This is a genomic window from Anabaenopsis elenkinii CCIBt3563 (assembly GCF_015245355.1).
GTDB lineage: Bacteria > Cyanobacteriota > Cyanobacteriia > Cyanobacteriales > Nostocaceae > Anabaenopsis > Anabaenopsis elenkinii.
Genome location: NZ_CP063311.1, coordinates 2821832 through 2838028 on the forward strand (window position 1 = coordinate 2821832; position 16197 = coordinate 2838028).

Genomic DNA, 16197 nt, shown 5'->3' on the forward strand with positions numbered 1-16197 from the left:
CTAGGCTTAATTAAACTTTATATTACAACAAATACCAGAATTAATTTAACTTTAAAATACTTTTAATACTAATACCTCAGTGATACTATGGATGTAGTTTTGTCATCTATCTAAAGATAGATATTTGAGAAGATAAACCATATATCCAATCAAAAAACCCTCGCCGTTACTTGTATTATTATGAGAATTAACACTTACGCATTAGCCAGGGAATAAATTCCCTGTCTAATAGCTAAAGTCCACTAAAAGTGGACTAGCGGATTAACTAGAATATTCTAGTTAATGGCTATTAACTGTATTCTGTGCGGATTAACACCTAGTCGGATTCATCCGACTTGAGCTATTAGACAGGGGTTTCTAACCCCTGGCTCCCGGTGGTCTAAACTGCTGCGGTTTCAAGGGCGATCGCACTAGCTTGTCAACCGTCAACCGTCAACGGTTCGACTCCGCTCACCGACCACCGTCAACAGTTAACACCTAGTCGGATTCATCCGACTTAAGCTATCAGACAGGGGTTTATAACCCCTGGCTCCCGGTGGTCGTAGCTTTGAAACCCTGACCCGTCAACCGTCAACCGTCAACGGTTCGACTCCGCTCACCGACCACCGTCAACAGTTAACACCCAGTCGGATTTATCCGACTTAAGCTATCAGACAGGGGTTTCTAACCCCTGGCTCCCGGTACTCATAGCTTTGAAACCCTGACCCGTCAACGGTTCGACTCCGCTCACCGACCACCGTCAACGGTTCGACTCCGCTCACCGACCACCGTCAACACCCCTCGGGGTGGGTCTTGGTGCATAAGGGGACGCAACCCATTTAATCCAGCTAAAATTGCTGAACCATTATGAATCAGGGTCGCTGCTAAGGGATGCAACCCTAGGGTAATAGTTAGTCCTAAAGCTGCTAAATTGGGGAATACTACTAAACCAATATTTTGTTTAATTACCGCTGCGGTTTCACGGGCGATCGCAATTGCTTCTATAAAACTAGTCAGATTATCATCCATCAGTACCACATCGGCGGTTTCTCTAGCTACTTCAGAACCTCCACTAAAGGAAATCGCTACATCTGCATAGGCTAAAGCAATAGAATCATTTAAACCGTCACCGGTGAAAGCCACAGTTTTACCTGATGCGTGGATTTTCTGGATAATCTCGGCTTTTTGTTCTGGGAAGGCTTCAGCATGAACTAGGGAGGGGGAAATATCAGCTTCTTGAGCTACAGCCATAGCCCTTTGTTGATTATCCCCTGTAAGTAAATGTATTTCCATACCATATTCAGTGTGCAGTTTCTCAATTACCCGCGCACTTTCTGGACGCAGGGGGTCTGTATAGGCGATAATTCCTTGAAACTGTTGATTAACCGCCACATACAAACAAGAGTCATGGGCAGAAATATGGTAGTTTAAATGGTGAGGAGAAATACCACACTGACGTAAAAAGCGATCGCTCCCTACAATAACCTGTTCACCGTCAATCAGACATAGCACACCTAAACCAATTTCATAGACAAATTCTTGTCGTGGTAAAATTTCTACACCTTGTTTTTGAGCGTATGTCACTAAGGCCTTAGCCACCGGGTGGGTAATATGTTGTTCCGCAGATGCAGCTAATGTTAACAGACGGTGGGGAGATATACCTTGAGCTACGGTTTCCACCGCCACAACTTCCACATCACCTTTAGTTAAAGTACCGGTTTTATCAAATACTAAAGTATCGACTTGGGCTAATTTTTCTAAAGCACCACCACTGCGAATCAAGACACCATGTCTGGTAGCGTGGTGTAGAGCTGCTAAGAAGGTTGTAGGGAGAGCTACGCGAATCCCGGTGACAAAATCTAGGGTGATGATGGATGCAGCTTTGGCTGGGTTACGAGTAATAATTAAGACTACTGCCGCCAAAATCAAGGCTGGTAATACGGCTCTTTCGGCAATGGTAGCCGCATAATTACCCATGCGTGTATCATGAACAGGGGCTTTTTTAACTAACTCGATACTCGCCCCAGCACGGGTAGCAGCGCCCACCCGTTGGGTTTGGATGTAGATTTGTCCTTCCCGTACTAGGGTAGAGGCATAAACTGCTTGTCCCACTTGACGTAAAATGGGCATGGATTCACCGGTTAATCTTTGTTGGTCGATAATGGCTTCCCCCTGTAGGATTTTGCCATCGACAGGGATTTGTTCCCCAGGATATACTATCACCGTGTCTTGGGGTTGTACCTGGGTGGTTAACAGGCGTTGTATTTCCCCATTTGGTTGTTTTACCCAGGCGTAATTTCCTAGGGAATTTAATAAGTCAGCGGCACGATTTTCTGTAACTCTGGCTGTGCGATCGCGCATGATATCGCCAATTTGATGGAGGATAATCAGTAAGGCTGGTGTTAACAGATTACCTTGGAGAGAAGTTAGGGCGATCGCCATTAAATCTAGGCAATCTATATTTAGTTTTCCTTCTTGGCTAATACTCGTATAAGCCCGTTGAGTAATAGGTAAAGCTGCCAGTGCTAATATAGCGAAAATTAACACACTGGGAATGGGTAAGCCTAGCCGCAACACTGCCAAAATACTGGCTAATATCGGTAATTGCAGCGGATAATCGGCTTTTTTGGGGATATTTTTACTCTGATAGTTCTTGGCTTTGTGCAGTAAATTTACTATATATTCTGGTATTATAACATCAGGAGGATGAGAGACTTGATATTGAATGGCTACGGAACTGCACCAGGGATTAACACGTACTGCTAAAATCCGACTATCAGATTCTAGTAACTCTTGCACACAGACTAAATCTAGGTTAGTGCGCAATCTGACTCTGCCGGGAATTTGATGTACTATATAATAGTCAACGACCGTAGTATAGTTAGATTTGTCACCCCCTAGCTGACTGGTAAAGGTAGATGTAATATTGGTGGTAATCATGGGTGATAGCCAATGTAAGTACCGAGCGATCGCGCTGTTTCCACTAAAAAGTTATCAGGATCTACTAAACAAGGACTCTTAGCCAAAACTGCTTCCAAGGGAACAGCAACAACTTGACCATTTTGCCAAGCTACCATCTGGCCAGTTTCTCCATTAGCTAATAAATCTACCGCAGCTTTACCGAAAGCCGTAGCTATCAAACGGTCTAAAGCCGAAGGAATACCACCGCGTTGAATATGTCCTAAGACAGATACCCGAATATCAAGATCGTGGGTGAGGGCGCGAATCTCATTAGCGATATATTGACCCCGACCACAGGATGGGCGTTGTCCTTCCAGCGGTGCTGCGCTATCACAGGATGTATAAATAGATGAATCTGTAGCCAATTGAATACCTTCAGCCACAACTATAATAGCGAATCTGCGCCCCCTGCGGCGTAGCTGTTCTAAATGCTCACACACCCCCCGAATAGAATAGGGAATCTCAGGAATTAAAATCACATCCGCACCCCCCGCAATACCGGATTGTAGGGCTAAGTGTCCCGCATTGCGCCCCATCACTTCTACAATCATCACCCGGTCATGACTACAAGCGGTAAAGGTCAAACGATTGAGCGCATCTACAACAGTATTTACAGCTGTATCAAACCCGACGACTCTTTGGGTCTGTCCCACATCATTATCAATGGTTTTAGGAATACCAACAAACTGCCAATTTCCTTGACTTTGGAGTTGATGGAGAATTGCCAAGCTACCATCTCCACCAATGCCAATTAAAGCATCTAATCCTAAAGCGTAGTATCCAGCAATAATCTCTTCTACATGGGCTAGAGTATCACCTTTGTTGATGCTACCCAAAATTGTCCCGCCCATATTCAGCAAAGGGTCAATACCCCGCAGGTCTAGACCATGGATACTCAATGGGGTAGCTTCATGGTCTAGAAGCCCTCTGGTAGCATAGGGGATACCCACGACTTCCCAGTTATATGTCAGGGTGGCGTGATGCACTACTGCTCGAATTACTGCATTTAGTCCGGGACAGTCACCACCACTGGTGAGGATACCAAGTCTTTTTTTGATGGTCATCACACATTAGGGCTAGAACATGGGGATACTATTTTCCGTCGTCAACCGTCAACCGTCAACCGTCAACCGTCAACCGTCAACAGTCAACCGTCAACAGTCAACAGTCAACAGTCAACAGTCAACAGTCAACAGTATAAATTAAGTTTACATGGTCAATCTGACAAGTGCCGATTAACTTTCCTTGCAATTTTTTTTATTGTGCCTTGATTACCCTGATTGATTGTTACACTGGAGTCATCGCCGCCAAGAGGCCAGAGCAATTATGAATTCAACATCTGCTGTTAAAACTAACAACACAGCAATGATTAGCTCTTATCAGTCCGTAACCAGTAATCAAGGGGATAAGCGATTTAAAATTCTGTCGGCACATATTAAACGCTATCAGTATCAACAGGATGCTCTAATTGAGATCCTCCATAAGGCACAGGAAGTTTTTGGTTATTTAGAAAACGAAGTCTTAATTTATATCGCCCACGCCCTGAAATTACCACCAAGTCGGGTTTACGGGGTCGCCACCTTTTATCATCTATTTTCCCTTGCACCTAGCGGCGTCCATACCTGTGTAGTTTGCACTGGTACTGCTTGTTATGTCAAAGGCGCTCAGGCTATCCTCACAAATTTAGAAGAGTCCATACATCTTCGCCCCGGTGAAACATCTACAGATGGTCAAGTTTCACTGCAAACCGCCAGATGTCTAGGTGCTTGTGGAATCGCCCCCGCTGTAGTGTTTGATAAGACGGTGATAGGGTATCAAACCCCTGAGTTAGTTCTGGATCACATCAAAGGATGGTTACAAGATGGATCTAACTGAATTAATAGCGATCGCCCACAAGGAAAAAACAGCAAGCAAACCCGTAGAAATCCGCTGTTGTGTAGCTGCGGGTTGTCTGTCTGCTAATTCACAAACTGTCAAACAGCGTTTACAAGAAGTAATCACAGCAGAGAATTTAACAGAAACAGTGGAGGTGCGTGGAGTTGGCTGTATGCGCTTGTGCTGTCAAGGGCCATTAGTCCAGGTAGATGACCACACCCTGTACCAACAAGTCACCCCCGATGATGCACCCGCAATTATTGCTGCACTCCAAGGAGGAGAAACCACAGTTACAAAAGGTGATTTAAATCACCCATTTTTTACATCCCAAATGCCCATTGTTCTGGAAAATAGCGGTAAGGTTGACCCAGAACGTATTCAATCTTATATCGCCGCAGCAGGTTATCAAGCTCTGCACCATGTCCTGCGGGAAATGACCCCCAAGGAGGTAGTAGATACTGTCACCGCTAGTGGTTTACGGGGACGGGGAGGCGCTGGTTACCCCACCGGGGTGAAGTGGGGAACGGTGGCTAAATCCCCAGGAGAACGAAAGTATGTCATCTGTAACGCCGATGAAGGTGACCCCGGAGCGTTTATGGATCGCAGTGTCCTGGAAAGTGACCCCCACCGGGTACTAGAAGGGATGGCGATCGCAGGCTATGCTGTAGGAGCCAACCAAGGTTATATTTACATCCGGGCTGAATATCCCATAGCTATTCATCGCCTACAAACTGCCATCCGTCAAGCACAACGTTTAGGTTTACTAGGTAGTCAAATTTTTGACTCTAGTTTTGATTTTAAAATTGATATTCGCATCGGCGCGGGAGCTTATGTCTGTGGTGAAGAAACAGCTCTCATGGCTTCCATTGAAGGTAAACGGGGAACTCCCCACCCCCGCCCTCCCTATCCAGCGGAATCAGGTTTATGGGGTTACCCCACTTTAATTAATAATGTAGAAACCTACGCCAATATTACACCAATTATCCGTAATGGTGCTCAATGGTTTGCCAGCATCGGTACTGCAAAAAGTAAAGGTACAAAGGTATTCGCCCTAGCGGGGAAAATCCGTAACACAGGTTTAATAGAAGTACCCATGGGAACCACCATCAGCCAGATTGTGGAAGTCATGGGGGGTGGTGTACCAGATGGGGGTGTGGTTAAAGCTGTACAAACCGGTGGACCCTCTGGGGGATGTATTCCTGCATCGGCTTTTGATACCCCTGTAGATTATGAATCCCTGACTGAGCTAGGTTCAATCATGGGTTCCGGGGGGATGATTGTCATGGATGAAACCACCAACATGGTAGATGTGGCCCGTTACTTTATGGAATTCTGTATGGATGAGTCCTGTGGGAAGTGCATTCCCTGTCGGGTGGGAACGGTACAACTGTATCAGTTATTAACCGCCATCAGTGAAGGTAAAGCTACCCAGACAGACTTAGAACTACTAGAGGAATTATGCGACATGGTGAAACATACCAGCTTGTGCGGTCTGGGACAGTCTGCGCCTAATCCAGTATTTAGCACCTTGCGTTATTTCCGTCATGAGTATTTGGAATTGCTTAAGTAGGTCGGGTAGAGTCCGCGAAACCCGAAGTTAGTAGGTCGGGTAGAGTCCGCGAAACCCGACTTAGTAGGTGGGGTAGAGTCCGCGAAACCCCAATAGGGAGCGCAGGGGAAATCAGTATTGAGCAGCTGGGTAATAAATTACCCGTCTGATAGCGAAAGTCCACTAAAAGTGGACTGTTAGGTTACATAGGATACCCTAAGCAATGGTTGTCAATGGAATTTATGATGTTATATGTAACACTCAGTCCGATTCATCCGACTTGGACTTTTAGACGGGGGATTATAACCCCCGGCTCCCGATTTTCTTAGCCCCTGGCGATCGCATGACCATAGGCGATCGCGAAACGCTGCTGCAAGCAGATCCCCCTTCCGTCAACCGTCAACAGTCAACCGTCAACCCTTAATAATACCATGGCTGTCAAAACTTTGACAATTAATCAAGAATTAATTAGCGCCCGTGAAGAAGATACCATACTCCAAGCAGCCGAAGAGGCGGGGATTCATATTCCTACCCTGTGTCACCTAGAAGGGGTAACAGATGTGGGAGCTTGTCGCCTGTGTTTAGTGGAAATTGCTGGTACTAATAAACTTTTACCAGCTTGTGTAACCAAAGTTACTGAAGGAATGGAAGTTCAAACCCACACCCAGCGCCTACAAAATTACCGGCGCACCATTGTAGAAATGTTGTTTGCAGAAGGTAATCACATTTGCGCGGTTTGTGTGGCTAATGGTAATTGTGAATTACAAGATTTAGCCATTGAGATGGGGATGGATCATGTGCGGTTAAACTATCATTTCCCCTCTCGCTCTGTGGATGTTTCCCATCATATGTTTGGCGTTGACCACAACAGATGTGTTTTATGTACTCGTTGTATTCGGGTTTGTGATGAGATTGAGGGGGCACATACTTGGGATATGGCGGGGAGGGGAACAAATTCCCATGTAATTACCGACTTAAACCAACCCTGGGGGAGTTCCTCAAGTTGTACTTCTTGTGGTAAATGTGTTAATGCCTGTCCCACCGGTGCTCTGTTTAATCAAGGTTCCACTGTGGGGGAAATGAAGAGCGATCGCCAAATGTTAGATTTCCTAGTCACCGCTCGACACAAACAAGAATGGAATCGTTGACTGTTGACTGTTAACTGATTTCCCCTCCTCAAAAATTCACCCCTCCCCTGAGAAGTTATGACTCTTTTAAAACTAGCTACGGTTTGGTTAGGTGGGTGCTCTGGTTGTCATATGTCCTTTCTGGATCTAGATGAATGGTTGATTGACCTAGCCAAACAAGCAGAATTAGTTTACAGTCCCTTTGCTGATACTAAAGAATATCCTTTAGGTGTGGATGTTGTCTTGGTTGAGGGGGCGATCGCTAACCAGGAACACCTCAAGATGATTTACAAAGTCAGAGAGCGTTCCCAAATTCTAGTATCCTTCGGTGATTGTGCTGTCACCGGTAACGTTACGGCTTTACGTAACCCCATGGGAGACGCTCAAACAGTCCTCCAGCGTTGTTACATAGAAGCCAACGCCCTATACCCCGCCATTCCCTCCGATGCTGATATAGTCCCCACCCTACTAGACCGGGTAGTACCAGTACATCAAATAGTCCCTGTGGATATTTATTTACCAGGATGTCCCCCTGATGCTAATCGCATCAAAGCTGTATTAGACCCCTTGCTTAAGGGTGAAATACCACAACTATCAGGGCGAGACATGATTAAGTTTGGTTGACGGTTGACGGTTGACTGTTTCCTACTCCTTCGCTGTTCCCTGTTCTTTCATTATGTCTAAGAAAATTATCATCGACCCCGTAACCCGCATAGAGGGACACGCCAAAATTAGTATATACTTGGATGATACTGGACAAGTTAGCGACGCTCGCTTTCATGTCACAGAGTTTCGCGGATTTGAGAAGTTTTGCGAAGGTCGCCCTTTTTGGGAAATGCCGGGAATTACAGCCCGTGTGTGTGGAATTTGCCCAGTTAGTCACCTGTTAGCCTCCGCTAAAGCCGGGGATAACATTTTAACAGTCAAAATCCCCCCCGCTGCCGAAAAGCTGCGGCGGTTAATGAATTTAGCTCAGATTATCCAATCCCACGCTTTGAGTTTCTTTCACCTGAGCGCCCCGGATTTGTTGTTGGGAATGGATGGCGATCGCCCAGACCGGAATATATTTGGTTTAATTGCAGCAGAACCAGAATTAGCCAGGGGGGGAATTCGCCTCCGTCAATTTGGACAGGAAATCATAGCTCAGTTAGGAGGACAGAAAATACACCCATCTTGGGCTGTTCCCGGTGGAGTGCGGGATGGTCTCCGACCAGAGGGACGCACCCACATTTACAACCGCATCCCGGAAGCACGCAGTACAATTCTAGATGCTCTGGGTAGGTTCAAAGGAATATTAACAGACTACCAACAAGAGATCCAAACCTTTGGCAACTTCCCCACCTTATTTATGGGTTTGGTTACCTCCGCTGGTCTGTGGGAACACTACGACGGACATATCCGGTTTGTAGATAGTGGGGGGAATATTATCGCCGACCAACTAGACCCCAGGGACTATCAACAATTTATTGGGGAAGCAGTACAACCGGACTCTTATTTAAAATCTCCCTACTATCGCCCCCTAGGTTACCCCGACCAAAGTGACCACTGTCGTTTAAGTAGTGGTATCTATAGAGTCGGACCTTTAGCCCGGTTAAATATCTGTAGTCACATTGGTACACCCTTAGCCGATGCAGAATTAAGGGAGTTTAGAGACAGAACTAAAGGTACTGCTAACTCATCATTTTTCTATCACTACGCCCGCTTAATTGAAATCCTAGCAGCAATTGAACACATAGAAAAACTACTAGATGACCCCGACTTACTTTCAACCCGACTGCGGGCCCATGGGGGTGTGAATCAATTAACAGCTGTAGGAGTCAGTGAAGCTCCCAGGGGAACCCTATTTCATGAATATCAAGTTGATGAGAACGGGTTACTCCAAAGAGTGAATTTATTAATTGCTACAGGTCAAAATAACTTAGCCATGAATCGCACAGTCGCCCAAATTGCGCGCCACTTTGTCAATGGCGAGGAAATCTCCCCCGGTATGTTAAACCGCGTAGAGGCGGGAATTAGAGCCTTTGACCCTTGTTTAAGTTGCTCAACCCATGCAGTGGGGCAGATGCCTTTACATCTGCAAATATTAGCACCAGATGGGACAATTGTCAATGAGCTTTGGCGTACCCAGTAGTCAAACAAATGTACTTTTGGCTGTTGACTGTTGACTGTTGACTGTTGACGGTCAACAGCAAAGGAAAGGTAATCAAAACATTTACAAAATATTTCGTAATTGCTCAAAGCATGATTCTATTTCTTCCCATGTTGGATAATCGCCATAGCATAAATTTCTACATTGTTGGCTATATTCCTTTGCAATTAATTGTCGTAAGTCTCCTGTTGGAAAAATTGCTATGCTTTTTGAAAAACTCAAGTTGTCCGGTGGTTGATAACTATTGAAATGTTGTTGCCCAACATTAACACAATCTTTTTTAATCTGATTATATTCTTTCGTGTTCAGCATTTTTTGTACTTCTTGCCTTTGGGCTAAACAGTACAGATCGTAGTAATGTCTGGCGTGAGTTGCTATCGGTTGTTTTTCTTCTTGAAAAAGCAATACTCTAGAGTGTATGGCAAATAATTTCTCTACAAAAGTGCGCCGAAAATGTAACAATTTCATAGGGAATGCAAATTCATCATCTGTACCTAAACTAATACCTGTTTCTTTTAAAAAATCAGTTAAATACGAAGATATTGATATTTCTTCTACAGGATAATTTCCACTACGTATTCCGGTTTCTAAATAAACATTATTAGCTATTGCTTTATTCCCTAAAAATTGAGGCTTATAGTTAAAAAAACTATTACGATGAGTTCCTTTACCACTATTCCCCCTGGTTTTATCAAGTGTTAAACCGGGATGCCCATTTACCAATGTTTCTATATTTTTTAAATGTTTATCAATACTATTTTTACTAAGAGATGGATTGAAAATTTGAGGATTCAAAAACAGGTCAATATCTTCTGAGAACCTTTCTATTAGCTTCCACCCCTTAGATAAACTCGTTCCTCCTTTAAAAATCACTGCATTGGCATAGTTTTGTGCCACAATTCGCAGAGCTTCTGTGATATAGTAGTCCTTTTCAATAAACTGTTCTGTTAGCCATGGATGTGCAAAATGTTGTTTAGCAGCTTTGATAGCATCTGCGAATTCTGGATGTTCGTAAAGTTTCACTTAGCTTGCCACTCCTTGGCATAGCGAAGATTCCTTAGATTACCAAAATCAAAACGAGATACGGGGTTTAATCCTTTCTTGATTTTTACTAAAATATCTTGACTCTTTCCTAGCTCTTGTCCGATTGCTCCCAGCATAGCTCGCACTCTTGGAGGTTCTTTATCTACCACGTTAACAAGTCGCTCAAACCTATCTCCTTCTCGAAAATAATTAAGCAATTTTTGTGTTGTTTCCGTAGGAGATAACTCACTTAGTTTTCCCTTACATCTCAAAAAATCCAATAGAGATGTTTCAGTCTCGGTTAAGTCATTCCAAGTAGAAGGTCTGCGAGTATGAATTTGGGCGCGAGAACCAACAATGGTCCGTGGTGCGCTATTGGCTGATGTAGCAAATTCACCTTGCACTGAATTTTGAGTTGTAAATCCTAGTAAATTTGCAGCACTAATCCCAGCAGGGTATAGATTCTCGATTCGGTTATGTTTTATTGCTAGTTTTTGAATTTCTTCTTGACATGGATGACTGCGACCAAACCTTGTCATACGAGGGCGGTAGTACAAACCTTTGCTGACTCGCATTAAAGTTCCGTCTTTTTCCAAACGAGAAAGGGTTTTGCTGACCGCAGTAGCAGGATAATCGGGGAAGTCAGCGTACATCCAATACCCTTCTTCACATTCCTTAATTCTGTTGCGGATATTCTCTGCAACACTACCCTTAGTCCGTTTCATTTTTTTTATTTCAACAAGACTTAGACTTTACTCTATTGTTTTTGAGTTCCCTTCAGTTGTCAAGTTTTTTTGCAAAAAAACTTGACATATTTGCTGCTTTTGCGGGTCGAAATGCTTTACATACGTCGAACCGTGGTCGATGTGTTCCCCAGTCCCTAGTAAAAAGCGCAGTTACACCAAGAGACCTTGAGAAACTCAACCCCCCAAATTTACTGTCAACAGTTAAGTTACAATTGTCTGTGCAGCAATTATATAAAAAAGTTAACTTCACCGAAAATATAGATTTATAGTTAATTGCTCTGTGTATACCTCCCGGATTTTCTAAATAATGCCATACCCTAAACGCCTGATTGAGGTTGACCTACCTATTAAACGCATTTCCGCCCACGCTAGAAGGGAGAAATCAATCCGCCATGGACATATTTCTACTTTACATATTTGGTGGGCGCGGCGACCTTTGGCGGCTTGTCGGGCTGTTCTTTGTGCGGCGTTATGGCCTGACCCGGTTGATGTAAACTGTCCCCAGTCCTTTCGCGATTTAGCTACCCAATATATTCATAATTTTGCTGTGAAAGCAGCCACAGATGAGCAGTTATCTAAACATTGTTCTACTGAGGTTTGGAATAAATGGCGGCTATTAGCTCAATCAGAAACTCAGTTAGATGCTAACAGTCCTCAACATTGGAATATATTAAGAGATAGCTTGCTTGATTTTATTGCAGACTTTGCTAACTGGGATAATTCTACCCAAGTTGATTATTTAGAAACCAGTCGTCAGTTAACCCAAGCAGCACACGAAGCTTTAGGGGGGATACCAGGAACTAAACCCTTAGTGGTTGACCCTTTTGCTGGGGGTGGTTCCATCCCACTGGAAGCACTGCGGGTGGGTGGGGATGCTTTCGCTTCTGATATTAACCCAGTGGCGGTGTTGTTAAATAAGGTGGTGTTGGAATATATCCCTAAATATGGGCAAAAGTTAGCGGATGAGGTGCGCCATTGGGGACAGTGGGTAAAGGAAGCAGCAGAAACAGAATTAGGTCAATTTTATCCCCAAGATGCCGATGGTAGTACCCCCATTGCCTATTTATGGGCTAGGACTATTGTTTGTGAAGGTCCAGGATGTGGGGCGGAAGTTCCGTTAATGCGGTCTTTGTATTTGTGTAAAAAGAGTAATCGCAATATTGGTTTAAGGATCATTCCCCAACCGCAACACAAGCGGGTAGACTTTGAAATTATCCAGAAGGATAAAAATAAATGGGTAGTCGCAGATCATCCAGAAATAGAGGTCAATAACCCTAGTTTTGATGGGACGGTGAAAAGAGGTTCGGCTACTTGTCCCTGTTGTGGGTATACTACCCCTGTAGCATCGGTGCGTAAACAGTTTAAAGCCCGTCAAGGTGGGGCGAATGATGCACGGTTGTTTTGTGTGGTGACCACGAAGGAAAGTACTAAGGGGCGATTTTATCGGTTACCGAATCAGCAGGATTTAGACGCTGTTGTAAAGGCTGGTGTTGAGTTACAAAGGCGGGTGAAGGAGCATTCTGGGGATTTGAGTTTAATTCCTGATGAACCTTTACCTATAATGAGTGGGGTTTTTAATGCTCCTATTTATGGACATAATACCTGGGGAAGTTTATTTAGTAATCGTCAAGCTTTAGCTTTAACTACTTTGGTGAAGTTGGTTAAAGATGTGGGAGAAAAGTTAGCAGATAGGGAAAATAAAGGTTTGGCTGAGGCTGTGCAAACTTGTTTAGCTCTTGCGGTTGACAGACAAGCCAATACATTAACATCTTTATCACGTTGGCATACAACAGGAGAAAAGATAGAAGGACTTTTTGCAAGACAAGCAATACCAATGGTTTGGGATGTTGCAGAAGCTAACTCATTTTCAGGTGCTACAGGTGGTTTAGATGGTGCTTTGCAATGGGTTTTAGATGTGTGTGAATCTAATTCTTTTTTGTCTGGTTCTGGACAAACTCAACAAGCTAACGCAGCGAGTCACCCCCTACCAGATGATTTTGCTCAATGCTTATTTTCCGACCCTCCTTATTATAATGCCGTACCCTATGCCGATTTATCCGACTTCTTCTATGTTTGGCTAAGACGCACTTTAAGCAATATTTACCCCAGTTTATTTACCACCACCACAACCCCCAAAGATAACGAAATCTGCGAAATGGCGGGATGGGATTCTGTTCGATATTCTCACAAACACGGGAAATGGTTTGAACAGCAAATGCAAAAAGCTATGGCGGAAGGATGCCGATTTTTAACACCGGAAGGTATAGCTGTAATTGTCTTTGCTCATAAATCAACCGCTGGGTGGGAAGCCCAACTACAAGCCATGGTAGATGCAGGTTGGACTATGACCGGTTCCTGGCCTATAGATACAGAAATGGGTAGTCGTTTACGCGCCATGAACTCCGCCGCCCTTGCTTCCTCAGTCCATATAGTCTGTCGTCCCCGCACCTGTGAGGAAATTGGCGACTGGCGAGATGTCCTCGAAGAACTCCCCCAACGCATGCATGACTGGATGGGGAGATTAGCAGGGGAAGGGGTAGTGGGTGCTGATGCTATCTTTGCGTGTCTAGGTCCAGCCTTAGAAATCTTCTCTCGCTACTCCGGGGTAGAAAAGGCTTCTGGGGAAATTGTCACCCTGAAGGAATATTTAGAATATGTGTGGGCGGCGGTATCAAAGGAAGCCCTAGCTATGATTTTCTCTGACACCGATACCACTGACTTTGAAGAAGATGCGCGCCTTACCGCCATGTGGTTGTGGACTCTTTCCACAGGTAAAGTTGATACCACAGAACCGGAGGAGGAAGAGGAGGAAACCAGCAGTAAAACCAGTAAAACCAGCGGTTATACCCTAGAGTATGACGCAGCGCGGAAAATAGCCCAAGGACTGGGGGTAAAGTTAGAACAATTAACCCGGTTAGTGGAGATTAAAGGTAGTAGCGCCCGACTGTTACCAGTCTCAGAACGTAGACAATATTTATTGGCTTCCCCCGGTTCCCCCACCCCAGGTAAAACCAAAGGGAAAAAGAAACAACCCGAACAATTAGACCTATTAACCCAAATGGGTATGACGGAGGAAGAAGGCGGGGAGGAAGATACACAAGTGTTACCCCAGATAGGGAATACTACTTTAGACCAAATTCACCAAACTATGATTTTATTTGCAGCTGGACGCAGCGAAGCATTGAAAAGCTTTTTAGTTGATGAAGGTGTCGGTAGTGACTCCCGTTTTTGGGGACTTGCTCAGGCGTTATCGGCATTATACCCCGTTAGTTCAGAGGAAAAACGCTGGGTTGATGGGGTATTAGCCAGAAAGAAAGGACTAGGGTTTTAGAGGGTCAACCGTCAACCGTCAACAGTTAACACCCACAGCACAGCCAGGGGTTAAAAACCCCTGTCTGAAAGCTAAAGTCGGATAAATCCGACTAGAAGATCATGTATTTGATTATCTTGACCAAACGCCAAGCGCTGCTGTTATGGGCGATCGCCCCCGTCTCAAAACTCCTATTACCACTTCCGGGGTTGAAAATCCGGCTCATTTAAAATTACCACATCATCACCGCACAGACCCAAAACAAACAAACCTTGACCATAAGCATAATCCCGTACCTCATTAGTAACCACCATCCCCGCCACTGCACCCATAGCCTGTACATCTCTATACCGAGGCATGAGGCGCTTAAACTTTTCTAAACGCTGTAAATGCTTATCCACATCGGCTTGGTTGGGTTTACTCTTCACCTCAATTAACACCGCTTCGGTATCATTTACCACTAATAAATCAATTTCCAACCCTTCACCCCCTCGCTGGGTAGATAACCCTGGGTGAAGTTCATGGACATCTATACCCCGTTCTCGAAACAATCGTACTGCAGCAGGGCGTACTTGCCATTCTACAAACTCCCCTAGGCGATTACCTAATTTACCCAGTTGTTGACTTACCTGTTTAATCTGCTTATCAGTTGCTTGAGCTTGTTGTTTGAGAAACCGCTCAGTTTCTTGAAAGCGGTGTTCTGTTTCTTGAAAGCGGCGCTCTGTTTCCTTTTGAGCTACAATCAACTCACCTAATAAGCGCCAAACATCATCAGGTGTGTAAGTCATGGTTGATTCGAGAGGGTATAGCACCATTATAATACCTCAACCAGAACGCCACTTAGAAGATGTTTGTCAGGTTATGATTAGTGTATCAACTATTGTTTCACCCGTCGGTCACCCTCCCTTTGTCAGGGGAGGGACTGGATTTTATTGTTTTTTGTGTGTTCGGTGTTCCCTAAGATGAAAATTACCTGTTAAAAACCTATCAAAGAACGTCTTAGTTATATGACGGTAAGTAAGATTGTTGCTATTGGTTACGGTAACCAGTTACGCAGTGATGACGGTGTGGGGATATGGGTAGCCGACGCTTTACAATCAATGGAGTTAGAGCAGGTAAAAACTCTAACGGTTCACCAACTCACCCCAGAACTAGCGGATATTTTAGCTAATGTAGATTTAGCAATTTTTATTGATGCTTGTTTGACCACCCACAGCACTCAAGTGGAAGTAGAATTAATTACACCCAACTCCGACCACATCATCAGCACACACACCGGTAACCCTCCCGCTCTTCTGGCTTTTACCCAGGCGGTTTATGGTTGTTCTCCCCGGTCTTGGTGGGTGAAAATTCCCGGAGTTAATTTTGATTTAGGTGATAAATTCTCACCCTTGGCTCAATCTGGATGTGCGATCGCATTAGAAAAAATTTCTACTGTTCTCAATTTACATCGTCAATCACCAAGAGTACTGATTTAA

General features: G+C 44.5%; 13 protein-coding genes. 8 read left to right on the forward strand and 5 right to left on the reverse strand.

Annotated elements, in window-relative coordinates; genetic code table 11:
* Window positions 1–726: 726 nt before the first annotated feature.
* The gene (locus IM676_RS12440) at window positions 727–2919 is read right to left on the reverse strand and encodes a heavy metal translocating P-type ATPase (RefSeq protein WP_200987199.1); all 2193 of its coding nucleotides are present in this window, start codon (window positions 2917–2919) and stop codon (window positions 727–729) included.
* Entirely contained in the window at window positions 2916–3998 is a 1083-nt protein-coding gene (locus IM676_RS12445; RefSeq protein ID WP_200990193.1) for an ATP-dependent 6-phosphofructokinase, read from the reverse strand. Before IM676_RS12445 ends, IM676_RS12440 begins: the two co-directional genes overlap by 4 nt.
* Before the next feature lie 25 nt (window positions 3999–4023).
* On the opposite strand from IM676_RS12445, the gene IM676_RS20050 reads away from it, so the two are divergent.
* The 6 genes from IM676_RS20050 to IM676_RS12470 all read left to right on the forward strand — a co-directional run bounded on the left by IM676_RS20050 (window position 4024) and on the right by IM676_RS12470 (window position 9622).
* On the forward strand, window positions 4024–4146 hold the full coding sequence (locus tag IM676_RS20050) for a hypothetical protein (RefSeq protein ID WP_263973138.1): 123 nt from the start codon (window positions 4024–4026) through the stop codon (window positions 4144–4146).
* Window positions 4147–4305: 159 nt separating this feature from the next.
* Entirely contained in the window at window positions 4306–4815 is a 510-nt protein-coding gene (gene hoxE / locus IM676_RS12450) for a bidirectional hydrogenase complex protein HoxE (RefSeq protein WP_225880515.1), read from the forward strand.
* Window positions 4802–6385 (forward strand): NuoF family protein, encoded by a 1584-nt coding sequence (locus IM676_RS12455; RefSeq protein WP_200987201.1) that lies wholly within the window; start codon window positions 4802–4804, stop codon window positions 6383–6385. The genes hoxE and IM676_RS12455 overlap by 14 nt, the downstream gene beginning before the upstream one ends.
* Before the next feature lie 410 nt (window positions 6386–6795).
* Window positions 6796–7512 carry a bidirectional hydrogenase complex protein HoxU gene (gene hoxU / locus IM676_RS12460; RefSeq protein ID WP_200987202.1) on the forward strand — a complete coding sequence of 239 codons (717 nt, stop codon included), beginning with the start codon at window positions 6796–6798 and terminating at the stop codon, window positions 7510–7512.
* Between the two features lie 57 nt (window positions 7513–7569).
* A complete protein-coding gene (locus tag IM676_RS12465; RefSeq protein ID WP_200987203.1) occupies window positions 7570–8115 on the forward strand; it encodes an NADH-quinone oxidoreductase subunit B family protein in 546 nt (181 codons plus the stop codon).
* A gap of 52 nt (window positions 8116–8167) precedes the next feature.
* A complete protein-coding gene (locus tag IM676_RS12470; protein WP_200987204.1) occupies window positions 8168–9622 on the forward strand; it encodes a Ni/Fe hydrogenase subunit alpha in 1455 nt (484 codons plus the stop codon).
* An 81-nt stretch (window positions 9623–9703) separates the two neighbouring features.
* Here the strand turns inward: IM676_RS12470 and IM676_RS12475 are convergent, their stop codons facing one another.
* Window positions 9704–10663 (reverse strand): nucleotidyl transferase AbiEii/AbiGii toxin family protein, encoded by a 960-nt coding sequence (locus IM676_RS12475; protein WP_200987205.1) that lies wholly within the window; start codon window positions 10661–10663, stop codon window positions 9704–9706.
* The gene (locus IM676_RS12480; protein ID WP_200987206.1) at window positions 10660–11388 is read right to left on the reverse strand and encodes a DUF6088 family protein; all 729 of its coding nucleotides are present in this window, start codon (window positions 11386–11388) and stop codon (window positions 10660–10662) included. Before IM676_RS12480 ends, IM676_RS12475 begins: the two co-directional genes overlap by 4 nt.
* A gap of 328 nt (window positions 11389–11716) precedes the next feature.
* On the opposite strand from IM676_RS12480, the gene IM676_RS12485 reads away from it, so the two are divergent.
* The gene (locus IM676_RS12485) at window positions 11717–14740 is read left to right on the forward strand and encodes a DUF1156 domain-containing protein (RefSeq protein ID WP_225880346.1); all 3024 of its coding nucleotides are present in this window, start codon (window positions 11717–11719) and stop codon (window positions 14738–14740) included.
* A gap of 173 nt (window positions 14741–14913) precedes the next feature.
* Here IM676_RS12485 and IM676_RS12490 read toward each other — a convergent pair whose 3' ends face one another.
* On the reverse strand, window positions 14914–15507 hold the full coding sequence (locus tag IM676_RS12490) for a hypothetical protein (RefSeq protein WP_200987207.1): 594 nt from the start codon (window positions 15505–15507) through the stop codon (window positions 14914–14916).
* Window positions 15508–15726: 219 nt separating this feature from the next.
* Here IM676_RS12490 and IM676_RS12495 point away from each other — a divergent pair, with 219 nt between their 5' ends.
* On the forward strand, window positions 15727–16197 hold the full coding sequence (locus IM676_RS12495) for a hydrogenase maturation protease (protein WP_200987208.1): 471 nt from the start codon (window positions 15727–15729) through the stop codon (window positions 16195–16197).